Origin of the sequence: Rhizobium ruizarguesonis, assembly GCF_012349115.1 — a bacterium.
GTDB classification, from domain to species: domain Bacteria; phylum Pseudomonadota; class Alphaproteobacteria; order Rhizobiales; family Rhizobiaceae; genus Rhizobium; species Rhizobium ruizarguesonis.
Genome location: NZ_PQIG01000089.1, coordinates 135,663 through 150,819, shown reverse-complemented (window position 1 = coordinate 150,819; position 15,157 = coordinate 135,663). Strand labels below are relative to the sequence as shown.

The 15,157-nt window shown below is 61.4% G+C and carries 14 protein-coding genes; 7 read left to right on the top strand and 7 right to left on the bottom strand.

Annotation, left to right across the window (positions count from 1 at the left end):
- Nucleotides 1-241: 241 nt before the first annotated feature.
- From C3Y91_RS22260 to glpK, 4 genes are all read right to left on the bottom strand, one after another.
- Nucleotides 242-709, bottom strand: coding sequence for an SRPBCC family protein (locus tag C3Y91_RS22260; protein WP_018073882.1), 468 nt, complete (start codon nt 707-709; stop codon nt 242-244).
- 100 nt (nt 710-809) lie between these two features.
- Entirely contained in the window at nt 810-2,069 is a 1,260-nt protein-coding gene (locus C3Y91_RS22255) for an RNA polymerase sigma factor (RefSeq protein ID WP_024319479.1), read from the bottom strand.
- Complete coding sequence (locus tag C3Y91_RS22250) at nt 2,066-2,440, bottom strand: YciI family protein (RefSeq protein ID WP_024319478.1); 375 nt, start codon at nt 2,438-2,440, stop codon at nt 2,066-2,068. The genes C3Y91_RS22255 and C3Y91_RS22250 overlap by 4 nt, the downstream gene beginning before the upstream one ends.
- Before the next feature lie 172 nt (nt 2,441-2,612).
- The gene (gene glpK / locus C3Y91_RS22245) at nt 2,613-4,106 is read right to left on the bottom strand and encodes a glycerol kinase GlpK (RefSeq protein WP_168575796.1); all 1,494 of its coding nucleotides are present in this window, start codon (nt 4,104-4,106) and stop codon (nt 2,613-2,615) included.
- A gap of 157 nt (nt 4,107-4,263) precedes the next feature.
- Between glpK and C3Y91_RS22240 the strand changes: the two genes are divergently transcribed.
- The 4 genes from C3Y91_RS22240 (at nt 4,264) to xdhC (ending at nt 10,057) form a co-directional block, all read left to right on the top strand.
- The gene (locus C3Y91_RS22240) at nt 4,264-5,040 is read left to right on the top strand and encodes a 3-hydroxybutyrate dehydrogenase (RefSeq protein WP_075224549.1); all 777 of its coding nucleotides are present in this window, start codon (nt 4,264-4,266) and stop codon (nt 5,038-5,040) included.
- A gap of 29 nt (nt 5,041-5,069) precedes the next feature.
- The gene (xdhA, locus tag C3Y91_RS22235; protein ID WP_018073877.1) at nt 5,070-6,536 is read left to right on the top strand and encodes a xanthine dehydrogenase small subunit; all 1,467 of its coding nucleotides are present in this window, start codon (nt 5,070-5,072) and stop codon (nt 6,534-6,536) included.
- A gap of 265 nt (nt 6,537-6,801) precedes the next feature.
- On the top strand, nt 6,802-9,141 hold the full coding sequence (gene xdhB, locus C3Y91_RS22230; protein ID WP_168575795.1) for a xanthine dehydrogenase molybdopterin binding subunit: 2,340 nt from the start codon (nt 6,802-6,804) through the stop codon (nt 9,139-9,141).
- Nucleotides 9,142-9,241: 100 nt separating this feature from the next.
- Nucleotides 9,242-10,057, top strand: a complete 816-nt coding sequence (xdhC, locus tag C3Y91_RS22225; RefSeq protein WP_168575794.1) for a xanthine dehydrogenase accessory protein XdhC — start codon at nt 9,242-9,244, stop codon at nt 10,055-10,057.
- Here xdhC and C3Y91_RS22220 read toward each other — a convergent pair.
- Nucleotides 10,033-10,236, bottom strand: a complete 204-nt coding sequence (locus C3Y91_RS22220) for a hypothetical protein (protein WP_130656005.1) — start codon at nt 10,234-10,236, stop codon at nt 10,033-10,035. The genes xdhC and C3Y91_RS22220 overlap by 25 nt on opposite strands.
- 101 nt (nt 10,237-10,337) lie before the next feature.
- On the opposite strand from C3Y91_RS22220, the gene gcvA reads away from it, so the two are divergent.
- The gene (gene gcvA / locus C3Y91_RS22215) at nt 10,338-11,234 is read left to right on the top strand and encodes a transcriptional regulator GcvA (protein WP_130656006.1); all 897 of its coding nucleotides are present in this window, start codon (nt 10,338-10,340) and stop codon (nt 11,232-11,234) included.
- Nucleotides 11,235-11,289: 55 nt separating this feature from the next.
- On the opposite strand, the gene C3Y91_RS22210 is transcribed toward gcvA, so the two are convergent.
- On the bottom strand, nt 11,290-11,622 hold the full coding sequence (locus C3Y91_RS22210) for a hypothetical protein (protein WP_018073872.1): 333 nt from the start codon (nt 11,620-11,622) through the stop codon (nt 11,290-11,292).
- Nucleotides 11,623-11,774: 152 nt separating this feature from the next.
- Nucleotides 11,775-12,461, bottom strand: coding sequence for a Type 1 glutamine amidotransferase-like domain-containing protein (locus C3Y91_RS22205; RefSeq protein WP_168575793.1), 687 nt, complete (start codon nt 12,459-12,461; stop codon nt 11,775-11,777).
- A 115-nt stretch (nt 12,462-12,576) separates the two neighbouring features.
- Here C3Y91_RS22205 and puuD point away from each other — a divergent pair, with 115 nt between their 5' ends.
- Complete coding sequence (gene puuD, locus C3Y91_RS22200; RefSeq protein WP_168575792.1) at nt 12,577-13,815, top strand: urate hydroxylase PuuD; 1,239 nt, start codon at nt 12,577-12,579, stop codon at nt 13,813-13,815.
- The gene (gene guaD / locus C3Y91_RS22195; protein ID WP_024319471.1) at nt 13,812-15,122 is read left to right on the top strand and encodes a guanine deaminase; all 1,311 of its coding nucleotides are present in this window, start codon (nt 13,812-13,814) and stop codon (nt 15,120-15,122) included. Before puuD ends, guaD begins: the two co-directional genes overlap by 4 nt.
- Nucleotides 15,123-15,157: the final 35 nt, after the last annotated feature.

The window sequence follows — 15,157 nt, the reverse complement described above, 5'->3', positions numbered from 1 at the left end:
TCGGCATCCTGTTGAATTCTCGGTTGAGATAAGGATGCCGGGGATAGAGCGCAAATACAAATTCTGGAACGGAATGTTCGAGAATTTCGATAGGCGGCATGATGTCTCTGACGATCTGGAAGATCGATCGAAGACCAATTCGAATCTGAATTCAACGACTTCGAAGCACCGGCGGAATCTTTTTTCGAACCGCCTCAAACCTTGCTTGAAGCGTCAGGACGACGCGGTCTCACCGCGCCGCTCACATCTTCGCCAGCAGCTCCGCCAGTTGGTCCGCAGCCTTGCCCCATCCTTCGTGGAAACCCATCTTCTCGTGTGCTTCCTTGTCCTCCGCGCGCCAGTGCAGCGCCTTGGCCGTATATTTCGTGCGACCGTTGCCGAGATCTTCGAGCAGGATGACGCCCGTGAAGAAAGGTTTCTCGGAAGGCACCCAGGCGCTGGTATAGGCATCGGTGAAGACGATCTTCTCGTTCTCGACGATTTCGAGATAGACGCCACGGTTCGGGTATTGATTGCCCTCGGGGTCATGCATGACGACGACGCTGGAACCGCCGGGGCGGACGTCGAGCGTTGCTTCCGTCACACCCCAGGGACGCGGCACGAACCACTGCTTCAGCAAGGCGGGATCGGTCCATGCTTTGTAAATCTTCTCACGTGGCGCGTCGAATTCGCGAACGAGGACAAGTTCATGTTGCGTGCTGGCAGTCATGTCGACATCTCTCCATTTGAATGAAACCTGTTTCCTGTCAGGTTGTTACAAGGACGTGCCGAAGTTCGACGTTCCGACAACGCGCCGGCTTTTTCGCATTTTATTTTGCGATCGGCTGCGTGGCCTCTTCCTGCATCTTGTCGATCTGCCGGCGGATATGGGCTGCCTCGGCCGCCGAATGGGCGAGCGCAATGGCGCGGTCGAAGGCTTCTCGTGCCTGGCTGGTCAAGCCAAGCTGCTTCAGCAGCCCGCCCCGTAAGCCGTGATAGTAGAAATAGCCCCCGAGTTTTTCGCCGAGCGGATCGATGAGGTCGAGCGCATCCTGCGCACCCTGGAGCTTGGAGACGACGACGGCCCGGTTCAGCGTTATGACAGGCGACGGCTGGAGACGCTCCAGCGCGCGATAGAGCAGATCGATCTCCACCCAGTCTGTATCCTCGGCACGATTGGCGCGGGAATGAACAGCGGCGATGGCTGCCTGAATTTGATAAGGAGCGGGCTGACGATGGCGCAGCGCCTTGTCGAGCAGCGCCAAGGCCTCGTTGATGAAGGGTCGGTTCCAGAGCAACCGGTCCTGATCTTCGAGCAGCACGATCTCGTCTCCGGCGTTGAAGCGTGCCGGCCGGCGCGATATCTGCAGGAGCATGAGCGCAAGCAGCCCCATCAGTTCCGGTTCCGACGGGAAGATATGCAGCATCAACCGAGCTAGCCGGATCGCTTCGTCACTGAAGGCAGCCGCCTCATGCCTGGGATCGGCCTGGCTGTAGCCCTCGTTGAAGATCAGGTAGATCATTGTGCTGACGATCGAGAGCCGCTCGGCCCTCTCCTGCGGGCTCGGCGTTTCGAAAGGCACACCTGCCTTGGCGACGCGCGCCTTGGCCCGGGTGATGCGCTGTTCCATGGCGCTCTCGGAAACCAGGAAGGCACGCGCGATCTGCGGCACCGAAAGGCCGGAGACGATGCGCAGCGCCAGCGCGATCTGCTGGGTCGCGGGCAGATCGGGATGGCAGCAGATGAACAGCAGCCGCAGAATATCGTCGCGATAATTGGAATCGTCCAGCCGCTCGACGATGTCGCTTTCGGCATCCTCGGTATCGGAGATGACGTCCTCATCAGGCAGAGCCTGGATCTTCGCCCGCTTGCGCACCGCATCGATGCCGCTGTTGCGGCCGACGAAGATGAGCCAGGCTGTGGGATCGCGCGGCGGCCCTTTCTCCGGCCATGTCCGGATCGCCCTCAGACACGCCTCCTGAAACGCCTCTTCCGCGGTATCGAGATTGCGGAAATAGCGCAGCAGCGCGCCGAGCGCCTTCGGGCGAGCCGATGCAAGCGCGAGGTCGATCCAGGCAATGTCTGTCATGATGAAGCATCTCCGGGCCTGAAGACGTAGAAAGGCCGAATTTCGTAAGAGGTGGAACCTGGATTGACGGCCGATAGCTGCTTCGAGAAGACAATCGCCTCGTCGAGCGTTTCGAAGTCGACCACATAGAAGCCGAGAAGCGCCTCTTTCGTTTCCGCAAAAGGCCCGTCGATGACCAAGGGCTCGTCCCTGCCCTTGCGCACCGTGGTCGCAGCCGTCGTCGGCATCAGCCGACCGACAGGGCCGAGCCTGCCGGATACGGCAAGCGGCTCCTGCACGGCGTAGAGTTTCTCCATGACGGCAGCTTCTTCCTCCTTAGACCAGGCGAAGACGGTTTCCTCATGGGCGTAACAAAGGATTGCATAAAGCATCGCTCACTCCTCTTTTTGAATGACGAAGGAGTAACCGCTTACCCGACAGGCCGCATCAAAAAATTATTGACTGGAAATTCGTGATCTTCCGAAGAACGGCGACGCCGTGGCTGAAGAAATGGCCAGGCGTCTGCCGGGACGAGCGGAGCCATAGTACGGCGCTGATCACCCTTTAGCCCTCGCTCAAGGTCCGCTTGACCGCATTCTTCCAACCCTTGAGTTTTGCCGCCCGCACCTTCTCGTCCATCTCAGGCTCAAACCGCCGATCCCGTTTCCACGTCGCCGAAAAATCGTCCCGGTCCGGCCACACCCCTGCCCGGCTGCCGGCGAGCCAGGCGGCCCCCAACGCCGTCGTCTCCAGGATCACCGGGCGATCGACCGGCGCATCGAGCAGGTCGGCAAGGCGCTGCATCGTCCAGTTAGAGGCCACCATGCCGCCGTCGACGCGCAGCACCGTGTCCTCGGTGCCATTCTTCCAGTCCTTCTGCATGGCATCGAGCAGGTCACGGGTCTGATAGCAGACGGCTTCCAGTGCCGCCCGGGAGAGTTCCGCCGGACCGCTGTTGCGCGTCAGCCCGAAGATCGCGCCGCGCGCCTTGGCATCCCAATGCGGCGCGCCGAGCCCGGTGAAGGCGGGAACGAGATAGACCTCCTGCGTCGGATCGGCCCTTTCGGCAAGCGCGTTGGTCTCGGCAGCGCTGCCGATGATGCCGAGCCCGTCGCGCAGCCATTGCACGGCGGCACCCGCGATGAAGATCGAACCCTCCAGCGCATAGGTCGTCTCGCCATTCAGGCGATAGGCGATAGTCGTCAGCAGCCGATTTTTGGAACGCACCATATCGGCGCCGGTGTTGAGCAGCGCGAAGCAGCCGGTGCCGTAGGTCGATTTCATCATGCCCGGCGCAAAACACGCCTGGCCAATGGTTGCCGCCTGCTGGTCGCCGGCCACGCCGAGGATCGGGATAGCAGCACCGAAAATATCAGGATCGACCGTGCCGAAATCGGCGGCGCAATCCTTCACTTCGGGCAGCATGGCGGCGGGGACCCTCAGAATATCGAGCAGATCCTCGTCCCACGCGTTTTCGGCAATGTTGTACATCAGCGTGCGCGAGGCATTGGTGGCGTCGGTGACGAAGCTCTTCCCACCCGTCAGCCGCCAGATCAGGAAGGTGTCGATCGTGCCGAAGCAGAGATCGCCCCTGGCAGCACGCGCCCGCGCGCCTTTCACATTGGCAAGCATCCAGGAGAGTTTGGTGCCGGAAAAATAAGGATCGAGGATGAGGCCGGTCTTCTTCGTGAACAGCCGCTCGAGATCCTGCCGTTTCAGATTGTCGCAATAGCTTGCCGTGCGCCGGTCCTGCCAGACGATGGCATTCTGGATCGGCCGGCCCGTCTCGCGCTCCCAGACGACGACGGTCTCGCGCTGGTTGGTGATGCCGAGTGCGGCAAGATCACTAGCCTCGATCCCGGCATCGCGCAGCGCCATGTGGACGGTGGAGACGACCGAATCCCAGATCTCCTCCGGATCGTGCTCGACCCAGCCGGAGCGTGGATAGATCTGGGTGAATTCCTTCTGGCCCTTGCCGGCGACATGCATGTCGCCATCGAAGACGATCGCCCGCGTCGACGTCGTTCCCTGATCGATCGCCAGAACATATCCGCTCATGAAATCTCTCCCTTAACATGTCGATTATCGTGACAAATCAATAGGACACGGATGCGGGCGAGAAAAGCGAATAAAGCGGAATTGCCAGCCCGCCGGCTTTGGGCATAACCTCGCAGCTAACGCTGCAACGCAGCATCGTGATTTCAGGGAGAACAGCATGAGCAGAACAGTCGTCGTCACCGGTTCCACCAGCGGCATCGGCCTTGCGATCGCCACTGCCTTCGCCGAAACGGGCGACAACGTCGTTATCAACGGCTTCGGAAAAGCTGACGAAATCAAGGCAATCGCCGAACGGCTTGAATCATTGTCCAAAGGCCGGGCGCTCTATCATCCGGCCGACATGACAAAGCCGGCGGAGATCGCCGACCTGATCGAAACGGCAGCGAAAACCTTCGGCGGCGTCGATGTCCTGATCAACAATGCCGGCATCCAGCACGTCGAGAAGATCGAGAATTTCCCGATCGAGAAATGGGATCAGATCATCGCGATCAATCTGTCGAGTTCCTTTCATACCATGCGCGCCGCGATCCCGCTGATGAAGGCTAAGAAGCACGGCCGCATCATCAACATCGCCTCGGCCCACGGGCTCGTCGCCTCCCCCTTCAAATCCGCCTATGTCGCGGCAAAACATGGTATATTAGGCCTGACGAAGACGGCGGCGCTGGAGCTTGCCGAATTCGGCGTGACGGTGAACGCCATCTGCCCCGGCTACGTGCTGACACCGCTCGTCGAGAAACAGATACCGGACACCGCCAAGGCGCGCGGCATGACCGAGGAGCAGGTGAAGAGCGAGGTCATCCTCAAGGCGCAGCCGACGCATGAATTCGTCAAGGCCGAGGAAATAGGCGCACTGTCGCTCTACCTCGCCAGCGATGCCGCCCGGCAGGTGACCGGAACGCACATCTCGATTGACGGTGGCTGGACGGCGGCTTAACCATTTGGAAAAACAACAACAGGAACATCATGAACGACAGTATCCGCTTCATCCTGAATGGCGAGGACATCACGCTCACCGATGTCAGGCCAACCGAGACGCTTCTCGATTTTCTGCGGTTGAAGCGGCGGCTGACGGGCACCAAGGAAGGATGCGCGGAAGGCGATTGCGGCGCCTGCACCGTGCTCGTCGGCCGGCTGGCCGATGGCAAACTCGCCTATGAATCGGTCAATGCCTGTATCCGTTTCATGGGCTCCTTACACGCTACGCATGTGGTGACGGTGGAGCATCTGGCCGGCAGGGACGGCGCGCTGCATCCGGTGCAGCAGGCATTGGTCGATTGCCACGGCTCGCAATGCGGCTTCTGTACCCCGGGCTTCGTCATGTCGCTTTACGGTCTCTGGCTCGCCAAGGAAAAGCCTAGCCGCCAGGAAATCGAAAAGGCACTGCAAGGCAATCTCTGTCGCTGCACGGGCTACGAGCCGATCGTCAAGGCCGCCGAGCAGGTGAGCATGATGCGGCCGAGCACGCTCTTCGATCCGCTGCAGCGGACACGTTCGGAAATCGTCGCCCGGCTCTGGGCGATGCAGGCGAGCGGCACCATCAGCATTACTAATGGCGAAGACCGACTGATCGTACCGGCTTCCATGGAGGCACTGGCAGGAATCCTTTCGCAGGAACCCGACGCGACCATCGTCGCCGGCGCGACCGATGTCGGCCTCTGGGTGACGAAGCAGATGCGCAGGCTGAGCCCAGTGGTCTTCATCAGCCACCTCAGCGAATTGCAGTCGGTCACGGAAGGCGAGGACGGCGTCACCATCGGCGCCGGCGTCAGCTACACCAGGGCTTTCGAGGCGATCTCCAAGAAAATCCCGGCGCTCGGGCGGCTGATCGATCGCATCGGCGGCGAGCAGGTGCGCAACATGGGCACGATCGGCGGCAACATCGCCAATGGCTCGCCGATCGGCGACAGCCCGCCGCCGCTGATCGCGCTCGGCGCGACGCTGACGCTGCGCTCCGTAAACGGCACGCGCACGCTGCCGCTCGAGGATTTCTTCATCGCCTATGGCAAGCAGGACCGGAAACCCGGCGAATTCGTCGAAAGCGTCTATGTGCCCTATCCGGCGGGAACCAGCCGCTTTGCCGCCTACAAGATCACCAAGCGGCGCGACGAGGACATCACCGCCGTGCTCGGCGCTTTCCTGTTGACGCTTGACGAGGCCGAGATGATCGCCGACATCCGCATCGCCTTCGGCGGCATGGCGGCGACGCCGAAACGCGCCCGCACGGTGGAAGCCGAACTGATCGGCAAACCGTGGACGGAAGCGACGATCGAGGCAGCCCGCCCCGCATTCGATGTCGATTATCAGCCGCTGACCGACTGGCGCGCCACGGCGGAATACCGTCAGCTGACGACGAAGAACCTGCTGACGCGGTTCTATCTTGAGACCGTCGGCGCGCCGGCGGAGCTGAAGCGGTTCGAGGAGGTGGCGTGATGGAAGGATTAATCTTCAGCCTGATCTCCAAGACCTGGTCGCAAGCTTCGATGGGAACGGTCGCGGTCGCCTCCCCTCCCTCATTCCTGTCCTTGTCACAGGAATCCAGCGCGCCCAAGTCCTTGGGCGCGAGAGACCTTTCCTTAGCATCATATGAGTCGTTCACCGCGCAGACGCGCGGTGGCTGGATTCCTGTGACAGGCACAGGAATGAGGGAGTGCGGAGTAACCGCATCCCATCACTCCCTTCGCGGAGGACATCGCTGATGGACAAATCCACCTTCGAAGACCGCAAGGCCATCATCGCGGGCCCGATGCGCGGCTCGCTGCGGCATGATTCAGCGCATAAGCATGTCACCGGAACCGCCGATTATATCGACGATATTCCGGAACCCACAGGTCTGTTGCATGGCGCCCTCGGCCTCTCCGACCGGGCGCATGCCGAAATCCTCAGCATCGACCTTTCTGCGGTCGCCGCGCATCCCGGCGTCGTCTGGGTCTTCACCGGCAAGGATGTGCCCGGCGTCAACGACGTCAGCTCCAACGGCAGCCATGACGAGCCGCTGCTGGCCGAAACTTTAGTTCAGTTCCATGGCCAGCCGATCTTTGCCGTCATCGCCGAGACGCGTGATGCCGCCCGCCGTGCCGCACTGCTGGCAAAGATCGACTATCGCGACCTGCCGCATTGGACTGACATTGACGGCGCGCTCGCCAATGGCGGCCCGCTCGTCATCACTCCGATGACGCTACGGCGCGGCGAGCCGGACACGGAAATGACGAATGCCGCCATGCGTCTGAAAGGTCAAATGCGCATCGGCGGGCAGGAGCATTTTTACCTCGAAGGCCATATCGCTGTGGCCATCCCAGGCGAGGACGACGAGGTCACCGTCTGGTCTTCGACGCAGCATCCGAGCGAGATCCAGCACATCGTCGGCCACGTGCTCGATATTCCCTCGAACGCCGTGACCGTCAACGTGCGCCGCATGGGCGGCGGCTTCGGCGGCAAGGAGACGCAGGGCAATCAGTTCGCAGCACTTGCGGCTATCGCCGCCAAGAAGCTCGGCCGCGCGATCAAATTCCGTCCGGACCGCGACGAAGATATGAGCGCCACCGGCAAGCGCCATGATTTCCTCGTCGATTATGAGCTCGGTTTCGACGCCGAAGGCCGAATCCACGCGGTTGATGCGACCTATGCGGCGCGCTGCGGCTTCTCTTCCGATCTTTCAGGACCGGTGACCGACCGTGCCCTCTTCCATGCCGATTCCAGCTATTTCTATCCGCATGTGCACCTGACCTCGATGCCGCTGAAGACACACACCGTCTCCAACACCGCCTTTCGCGGCTTCGGCGGGCCGCAGGGCATGCTCGGCGCCGAACGTTTTATCGAGGAGATTGCCTATGCCCTCGGCAAGGATCCGCTTGATGTCCGCAAGCTGAATTTCTACGGGCAGCCGGGCTCCGGGCGCACGCTCACCCCCTACCACCAGGAGGTCGAGGACAATATCATCGCCCGCGTCGTCGAGGAGCTGGAGGAAACGGCTGAATACCAGGCACGGCGCAACGCCATCATCGCCTTCAACCGCGACAGCCGCTATATCAGAAAGGGCATCGCGCTGACGCCGGTGAAATTCGGCATCTCCTTCACCATGACCGCCTTCAACCAGGCCGGCGCCCTCGTCCACATCTACCAGGACGGCTCGATCCACCTGAATCATGGCGGCACGGAAATGGGTCAGGGCCTCTACACCAAGGTGGCGCAGGTGCTGGCCGACAGCTTCCAGGTCGATATCGACAGGGTGAAGATCACCGCGACGACGACGGCCAAGGTGCCGAACACCTCGGCCACCGCCGCCTCCTCCGGCTCGGACTTGAACGGCATGGCCGCCTATGACGCCGCCCGCCAGATCAAGGAACGGCTGGTGGCCTTCGCCGCCGAGAAATGGGATGTTGGGGCTACCGACGTCGTCTTCCTGCCGAACCGCGTGCGCGTCGGCGAGATCGAGATCCCCTTCCCCGATTTCATCAAGCAAGCCTATTTCGCTCGCGTCCAGCTTTCCGCCGCTGGCTTCTACAAGACGCCGAAAATCCACTGGGACCGCAAGGCCGGGCGTGGCACGCCCTTCTATTATTTCGCCTATGGCGCCTCCTGCACCGAGGTGTCGATCGATACGCTGACAGGAGAATATCTGATCGACCGCACCGACATCCTCCACGATGTCGGCCGCTCGCTGAACCCGGCGATCGACATGGGCCAGGTCGAAGGCGCCTTCGTGCAGGGCCTGGGTTGGCTGACGACGGAAGAGCTCTGGTGGGACGACAAGGGTCGGCTGCGCACGCATGCGCCTTCCACCTACAAGATCCCGCTCGCTTCCGACCGTCCGAAGATCTTCAACGTGCGCCTTGCCGAATGGTCCGAGAACACTGAGGCCACCATCGGCCGCTCCAAGGCCGTCGGCGAACCACCCTTCATGTTGGCGATCTCGGTGCTGGAAGCCTTGTCGATGGCGGTGGCAAGTGTGGCCAACTACAAGGTCTGCCCGAGGCTCGACGCGCCGGCGACGCCGGAGCGGGTGCTGATGGCGGTCGAGCGGATGAAACGAGTGTAGAGATGGGAACGCGTCCGGCTGGTTTGTTGCACCTGATGGTTGGTCGGGGCGGGCAGAGAGGCAGGAACGGCTCACCCACGCGCCCATCGGCCATCCACAGATGACCGACATCCACCCCTTCCTCGCCGCCCACCCAGACTGCATCCTCGTCAATATCACCGGCACGCAGGGCTCGACCCCACGCGAGGCCGGTACCTTCATGCTGGTATCGCAAACCGCATTGTGGGGCACGATCGGCGGAGGGCAGTTCGAGTTCATGGCGATCGCGAATGCGCGGGACATGCTCGCGGGAACTGGCGGGATGGCGCAGATGGATATCCCGCTCGGGCCTGACATCGGTCAGTGCTGCGGTGGGCGCACGCAGCTGCGGTTTCGCCGGGTGACGCAGGCGGTTGCCGAAGAAATCGAGGCCAGGTTAACCAGTGAGGTCGAGCGTCTGCCGGAGGTTTATCTCTTCGGTGCCGGCCATGTCGGCCGGGCGCTGGCAACAGCCCTTGCGCCGCTGCCGCTGTCGGTGACGGTCGTCGAGACGCGGCGGGAGGAACTCGCCAACCTGCCTTCCAAGACGAAGACGCGGCTCATGCCGATGCCGGAAGCACTGGTGAAGGATATTCCGGCCGGCGGCGCGGTCGTCATCCTGACGCACGATCACGCGCTGGATTTCCTCATCGCCCGCGAAGCGCTGGAAAGACCGGATCTCGCCTATGCCGGCATGATCGGCTCGGCGACCAAGCGCGCCACCTTCGCAAGCTGGCTTTCCCGTGAAGGCGGCGGAGAGCGCGGCTGGATGGAGCGGCTGACGCTGCCGATCGGCGGCGCGGCGGTCAGGGACAAGCGCCCTGAGGTGATCGCCGCCATGACCGCCGCCGAGATCCTGACGGCGCTTGGCGCCTACCGCATGCGCTCGTCTTCGTAGTAGGGATCGCGTCCGTCGAGGAAACCGAGATCGCGTTTGACGCGATCGGGCGCAGCACTGAGATCGAGCCGGGGCCGACGGCAGAAACGATCAGCGCCGCTTGCCAGCCAGCCGGCAAGACGCCGGAAAATCTGGATTCTCTGCTGCGGCCGGCCCTCTTCGATAACATGGCAGTCCATGACATCACCTCGATAGATTGATGGTATGAGTTGCAGTTTGCCGCCAAAAATGCTGCAATTCCAATCGAACGACCGTCTGCCTGCATCAAGAGAACTTATCCATGAAACTGTCGAAACAATTCCCGCTGAATGCGCTGCGCGTCTTCGAGGCCGCTGCCCGGCTTGGAAGTTTTACCAAGGCAGGCAATGAACTCGGCATGACGCAGACGGCCGTCAGCTATCAGATCAAACTGCTGGAGGAGAATGTCGGCGAGCCGCTTTTCCTGCGCCGTCCCCGCCAGATCGCGCTGACAGAGACCGGCGAGAGGCTGGCGCCGAAGGTGACTGAAGCCTTTGCCATGCTGCACGACGCGATGGCGACGGCGCGCGACAGCGTCGAAGGCATGCTCGCGATCAGTTCGACCCATACCTTCGCCTCGAAATGGCTGGCGCCGCGCCTCGGCTCCTTCCACTTGAAACATCCGGCAATCGCGGTGCGCTTTCAGGCGAGCTCGGATATCATCGATTTCGCCCGCGAGCAGATCGATGTCGGCATCCGTTGGGGCGACGGCAACTGGCCGGGGCTGACGCTGCACCGGCTGATGGGCCTGGAGTTCACGCCGATGCTGAGCCCGAAGCTGGCGGAGACGGCAGGCGGCATCCGGGAGCCGCGCGATCTCCTGAAGTTCGATCTCTTCGACGCCGGTGACATCTGGTGGAAACAATGGTTCGAGGCTGCCGGCGTGACGGAGACGGATCTCGACCGGCGCCCGCGCAACCAGCTCGGCTCTCAGGCGGTGGAAGCCGACGCGGCGATCGCCGGCCATGGCGTCGCCATCCTTCATCCTGCCTTCTATGAGGCCGAGATCGCCCTCGGCCGGCTCTATCAGCCCTTCGAACTGACCCGCAGCGACGGCAAGGCCTACTGGCTCGTCTACCCTGAAAACCGTCGCAACGTGCCGAAGATCAAGGCTTTCCGCAACTGGATCCTTGAGGAGATGAAGGCAGCCGGAAATTAGATCGTCTCACACGGGACTCGATTCATGAGCCGAGTCCGGTCCTGTGGTCTCGCCTTCAATATCCCATTTCCGGTGCATAGAAACAGCGTGGCGTATCCTCGTTCGGGAACAGACAGAGATGATAGTCGTTGTCACCGGATTGCATCGCCTTCGTCATCGGCAGCAGGAAGACATGAGCATGCGTGACCAGCCGGTGGTCGCCCGGCAGCAGCGTCACGCGATATCCGCCTGGCGTCACAGCCACGCTTTTCGAAGGGATCATCTGGCAATCGCCACTATGACTGTCGCCGTTGCAACAATAGGGGTCATAACTCCACCCCGAAGGTGCGTCGTGAGCCGTCGCCAACGACGCATACGCAATCATCACACACGTCAGAATGCTGCGCATGGGCATCTTCTCCGTCGATGAATGCGCCGCCGATGATCTAACGGTTCTTATTTTACTCCGGCGGCCTGCAAAATAACTGTAATCGAGTCGTCGCAGTTCAAGATCTGCTGAATTAGCAGATTCAGTATAATGCACAGCCTTCTCGGCAGCTTTTAGGCACGCGACAGCAGATCAGCGATGCGACCGCGATCGGCAACTTCGGCAAAACCGCCGGAAATCATCAGCGGAGCGCCGAAGATCTCGACGAGCCCATTGCCGAGAATGACACCTTCGCCATCCCGACACGCGAGAATGGGTGTTGCCGTCTTCTCGCTGTAGCGTAGTAGCGCCGAGATATAGCCGGGATCGTCGTTCAGATGCGGGAAGAATTCGAAAGGCAGGAGATCAAGAGCCGCACCATCCTGCACCGCATCAGGCGAACCGCCGGAAAAGAGCGCGTCGACGGCGATTGTCGGCGTCATCAAAATCGCCCCGGCGCTGGTTCCGACAAGAATGCCGTCACCCAGTGCCCATGCACTCAACTTGTCCAGCATGTCGCTTTGCCGCAGCCTTCTCAAAAAATCGCCGGTGTGGCCGCCGGAAAGATGGATGGCGTTACAGGAAAACAGCCGGCTGATTTCCTCATCATTGGAAAGCGCGTCGAGATCGACGAAGGGATTGAGAAAAAGCCCGTACCTCATATAGTAACGCCGTTTCTCATCGAAAAACGCCCGCTGAGGGTCAGGACCGGACGTGATATAGCCGACGCGGTTCCCTCGCGAGAGGATAAGCGCCGCCAACCGCCGGTCCATCGGCGCGTTTTCGGCGATGACTTGATCGCTGTAGAGCGCGGTGATCATTCCATTGCTCCTTTAGCCGCGCCGGTCGTTGCGCGTGTGCAGTTCTTCAATCTCCTCTTCCCTCCCCGCCAAAATTTCCGCAATGTCACGAGTCGGAGGAAGATAGGGGAACTCGATGTATGAATATGCCATAGCATGGGAATGGCTCGCCTTCGCGGCACGCTGGTTCCATGTCATTACCGCGATCGCCTGGATCGGATCGTCCTTTTATTTTATCGCCCTCGATCTCGGACTGGTGAAACGCCCGCATCTGCCGCCCGGTGCCTATGGCGAGGAATGGCAGGTTCATGGCGGCGGCTTCTACCATATCCAGAAATATCTGGTGGCGCCCGCCCAGATGCCGGAGCACCTGACCTGGTTCAAATACGAGAGCTATTTCACCTGGATTTCCGGCTTCCTGATGCTGTGCATCGTCTATTACGGCGGCGCCGACCTCTTCCTGATCGACCGGCACGTGCTCGATATCAGCCCGCCCGTCGCGATCCTGATCTCGCTGGCGTCGCTTGCCCTCGGCTGGATCGTCTACGACCTGCTCTGCAAATCTCCGCTTGGGCGGAATACCTGGGGGCTGATGGCGGTGCTCTATGTCGTGCTCGTCTTCATGGCCTGGGGCTATACGCAGCTTTTCACCGGCCGCGCCGCATTCCTGCATCTCGGCGCCTTCACCGCGACAATCATGTCGGCCAACGTCTTCATGATCATCATTCCGAACCAGAAGATCGTCGTCGCCGACCTCATCGCCGGACGGGTTCCCGATCCCAAATATGGGCAGGTCGCCAAGCAGCGTTCGCTACACAATAACTACCTGACGCTGCCCGTCATCTTCTTCATGCTGTCGAACCATTATCCGCTCTCCTTCGGTACGCAGTTCAACTGGGTGATCGCCGCACTGGTCTTCCTAATGGGCGTCACCATCCGCCACTGGTTCAACACCACGCATGCCAGGAAGGGCCGGCCGACCTGGACCTGGATCGTCACCGTCATTCTCTTCATCCTGATCATGTGGCTTTCGACCGTGCCGAAGCTGCTGACGGGCGAAAGGGATGCGGCGGCGGTCGCGCCCGCCTTCCGGCAATTCGCCGGCGATCCGCATTTCCCCGCCGTCAAGCAACTGGTCTCGACGCGCTGTTCCATGTGCCATGCGGCCGAACCGGTCTATGAGGGTATCGTGCGGCCGCCGAAGGGCGTGATGCTCGAAAACGACGCGGAAATCGCCGCCCATGCCCGCGAGATCTATATACAGGCGGGCCGCAGCCATGCCATGCCGCCCGGCAACATCACCGACATCACGCCGGACGAACGCAAGCTGCTGGTCGCCTGGTTCGAGAGCGCAGTCGAAAGCAAGAAACAATGACGACGACACTCCTGCGCGGCCGCCTGCTTTCCTTCCATCGTGCACCGCTGAGCCTCGCCGACAGCCAAAGCTATCTTTACGAAGAGGACGGCGGCCTGCTGGTCGAAGATGGGCTGATCACGGCAATCGGCGCCTATGCCGACGTCAAGGCAAAAGCAGCCGCGGATACGGCTGAGATCGATCACCGCCCGCATCTGATCATGCCTGGCTTCATCGACATGCACCTGCATTTTCCGCAGATGCAGGTGATTGCCTCCTACGCCGCCAATCTGCTCGAATGGCTGAACACCTATACCTTTCCCGAGGAATGCCGTTTCGTCGAAAGTGCGCATGCCGAAAGGATCGCCACGCATTTCTACGACGAGTTGATCCGCCACGGCACGACGACGGCGGTCGCCTATTGCTCCGTGCACAAGACCTCGGCCGACGCCTTCTTCGCCGAGGCGATGCGGCGCAACATGCGCATGGTCGGCGGGAAGGTGATGATGGACCGCAATGCCCCGCAGGGCCTGCTCGACACGCCCGAGATGGGCTATGACGAGACCCGCCAGGTGATATCGGACTGGCACGGCAAGGGCCGCAACCACGTCGCCATCACCCCGCGCTTCGCCATCACCTCGACACCGGCGCAGATGGAAGCGACATCAGCCCTTGCCCGCGAATTCCCCGAGCTGCACATCCAGACGCATCTTTCCGAAAACCACGACGAGATCAAATTCACCTGCGAACTCTATCCCGACGCGCTCGACTATACCGACATCTACGCCCACTACGGCCTGCTCGGGCCGAAAAGCCTCTTCGGCCACGCCATACACCTGTCCGAGCGTGAGGCGGATGCGATGAGCGAGGCCGGCGCCGTCGCCGTGCATTGCCCGACCTCCAACCTCTTCCTCGGCTCCGGCCTGTTTCCGATGAAGGCGCTGGCGCGGCGTGAAAAACCGGTCCGTATCGGGGTAGCGACCGATATCGGCGGCGGTTCCAGCTATTCGATGCTGCGGACGATGGACGAAGCCTACAAGATCCAGCAGTTGCTCGGCGAACGGCTGAACCCGCTGGAAAGCTATTACCTGATGACGCGTGGCAATGCCGAGGCCCTGTCGCTGGCGGACCGGATCGGCACGCTGGAACCCGGCACCGAGGCCGATCTCGTCGTTCTCGATGCAACGGCAACACCGGCCATGGCGCTGAAGATGGAAGTGGTGAAGACGCTGCCCGAGGAACTCTTCCTGCTGCAGACGATGGGTGACGACCGGGCGATCGCCGAGACCTATGTGGCCGGTGTTGCGTTGAAGGCGGGGCTTCGATGACACGCCCTGTTACTCTCGAATTTGCACCGTGAAAG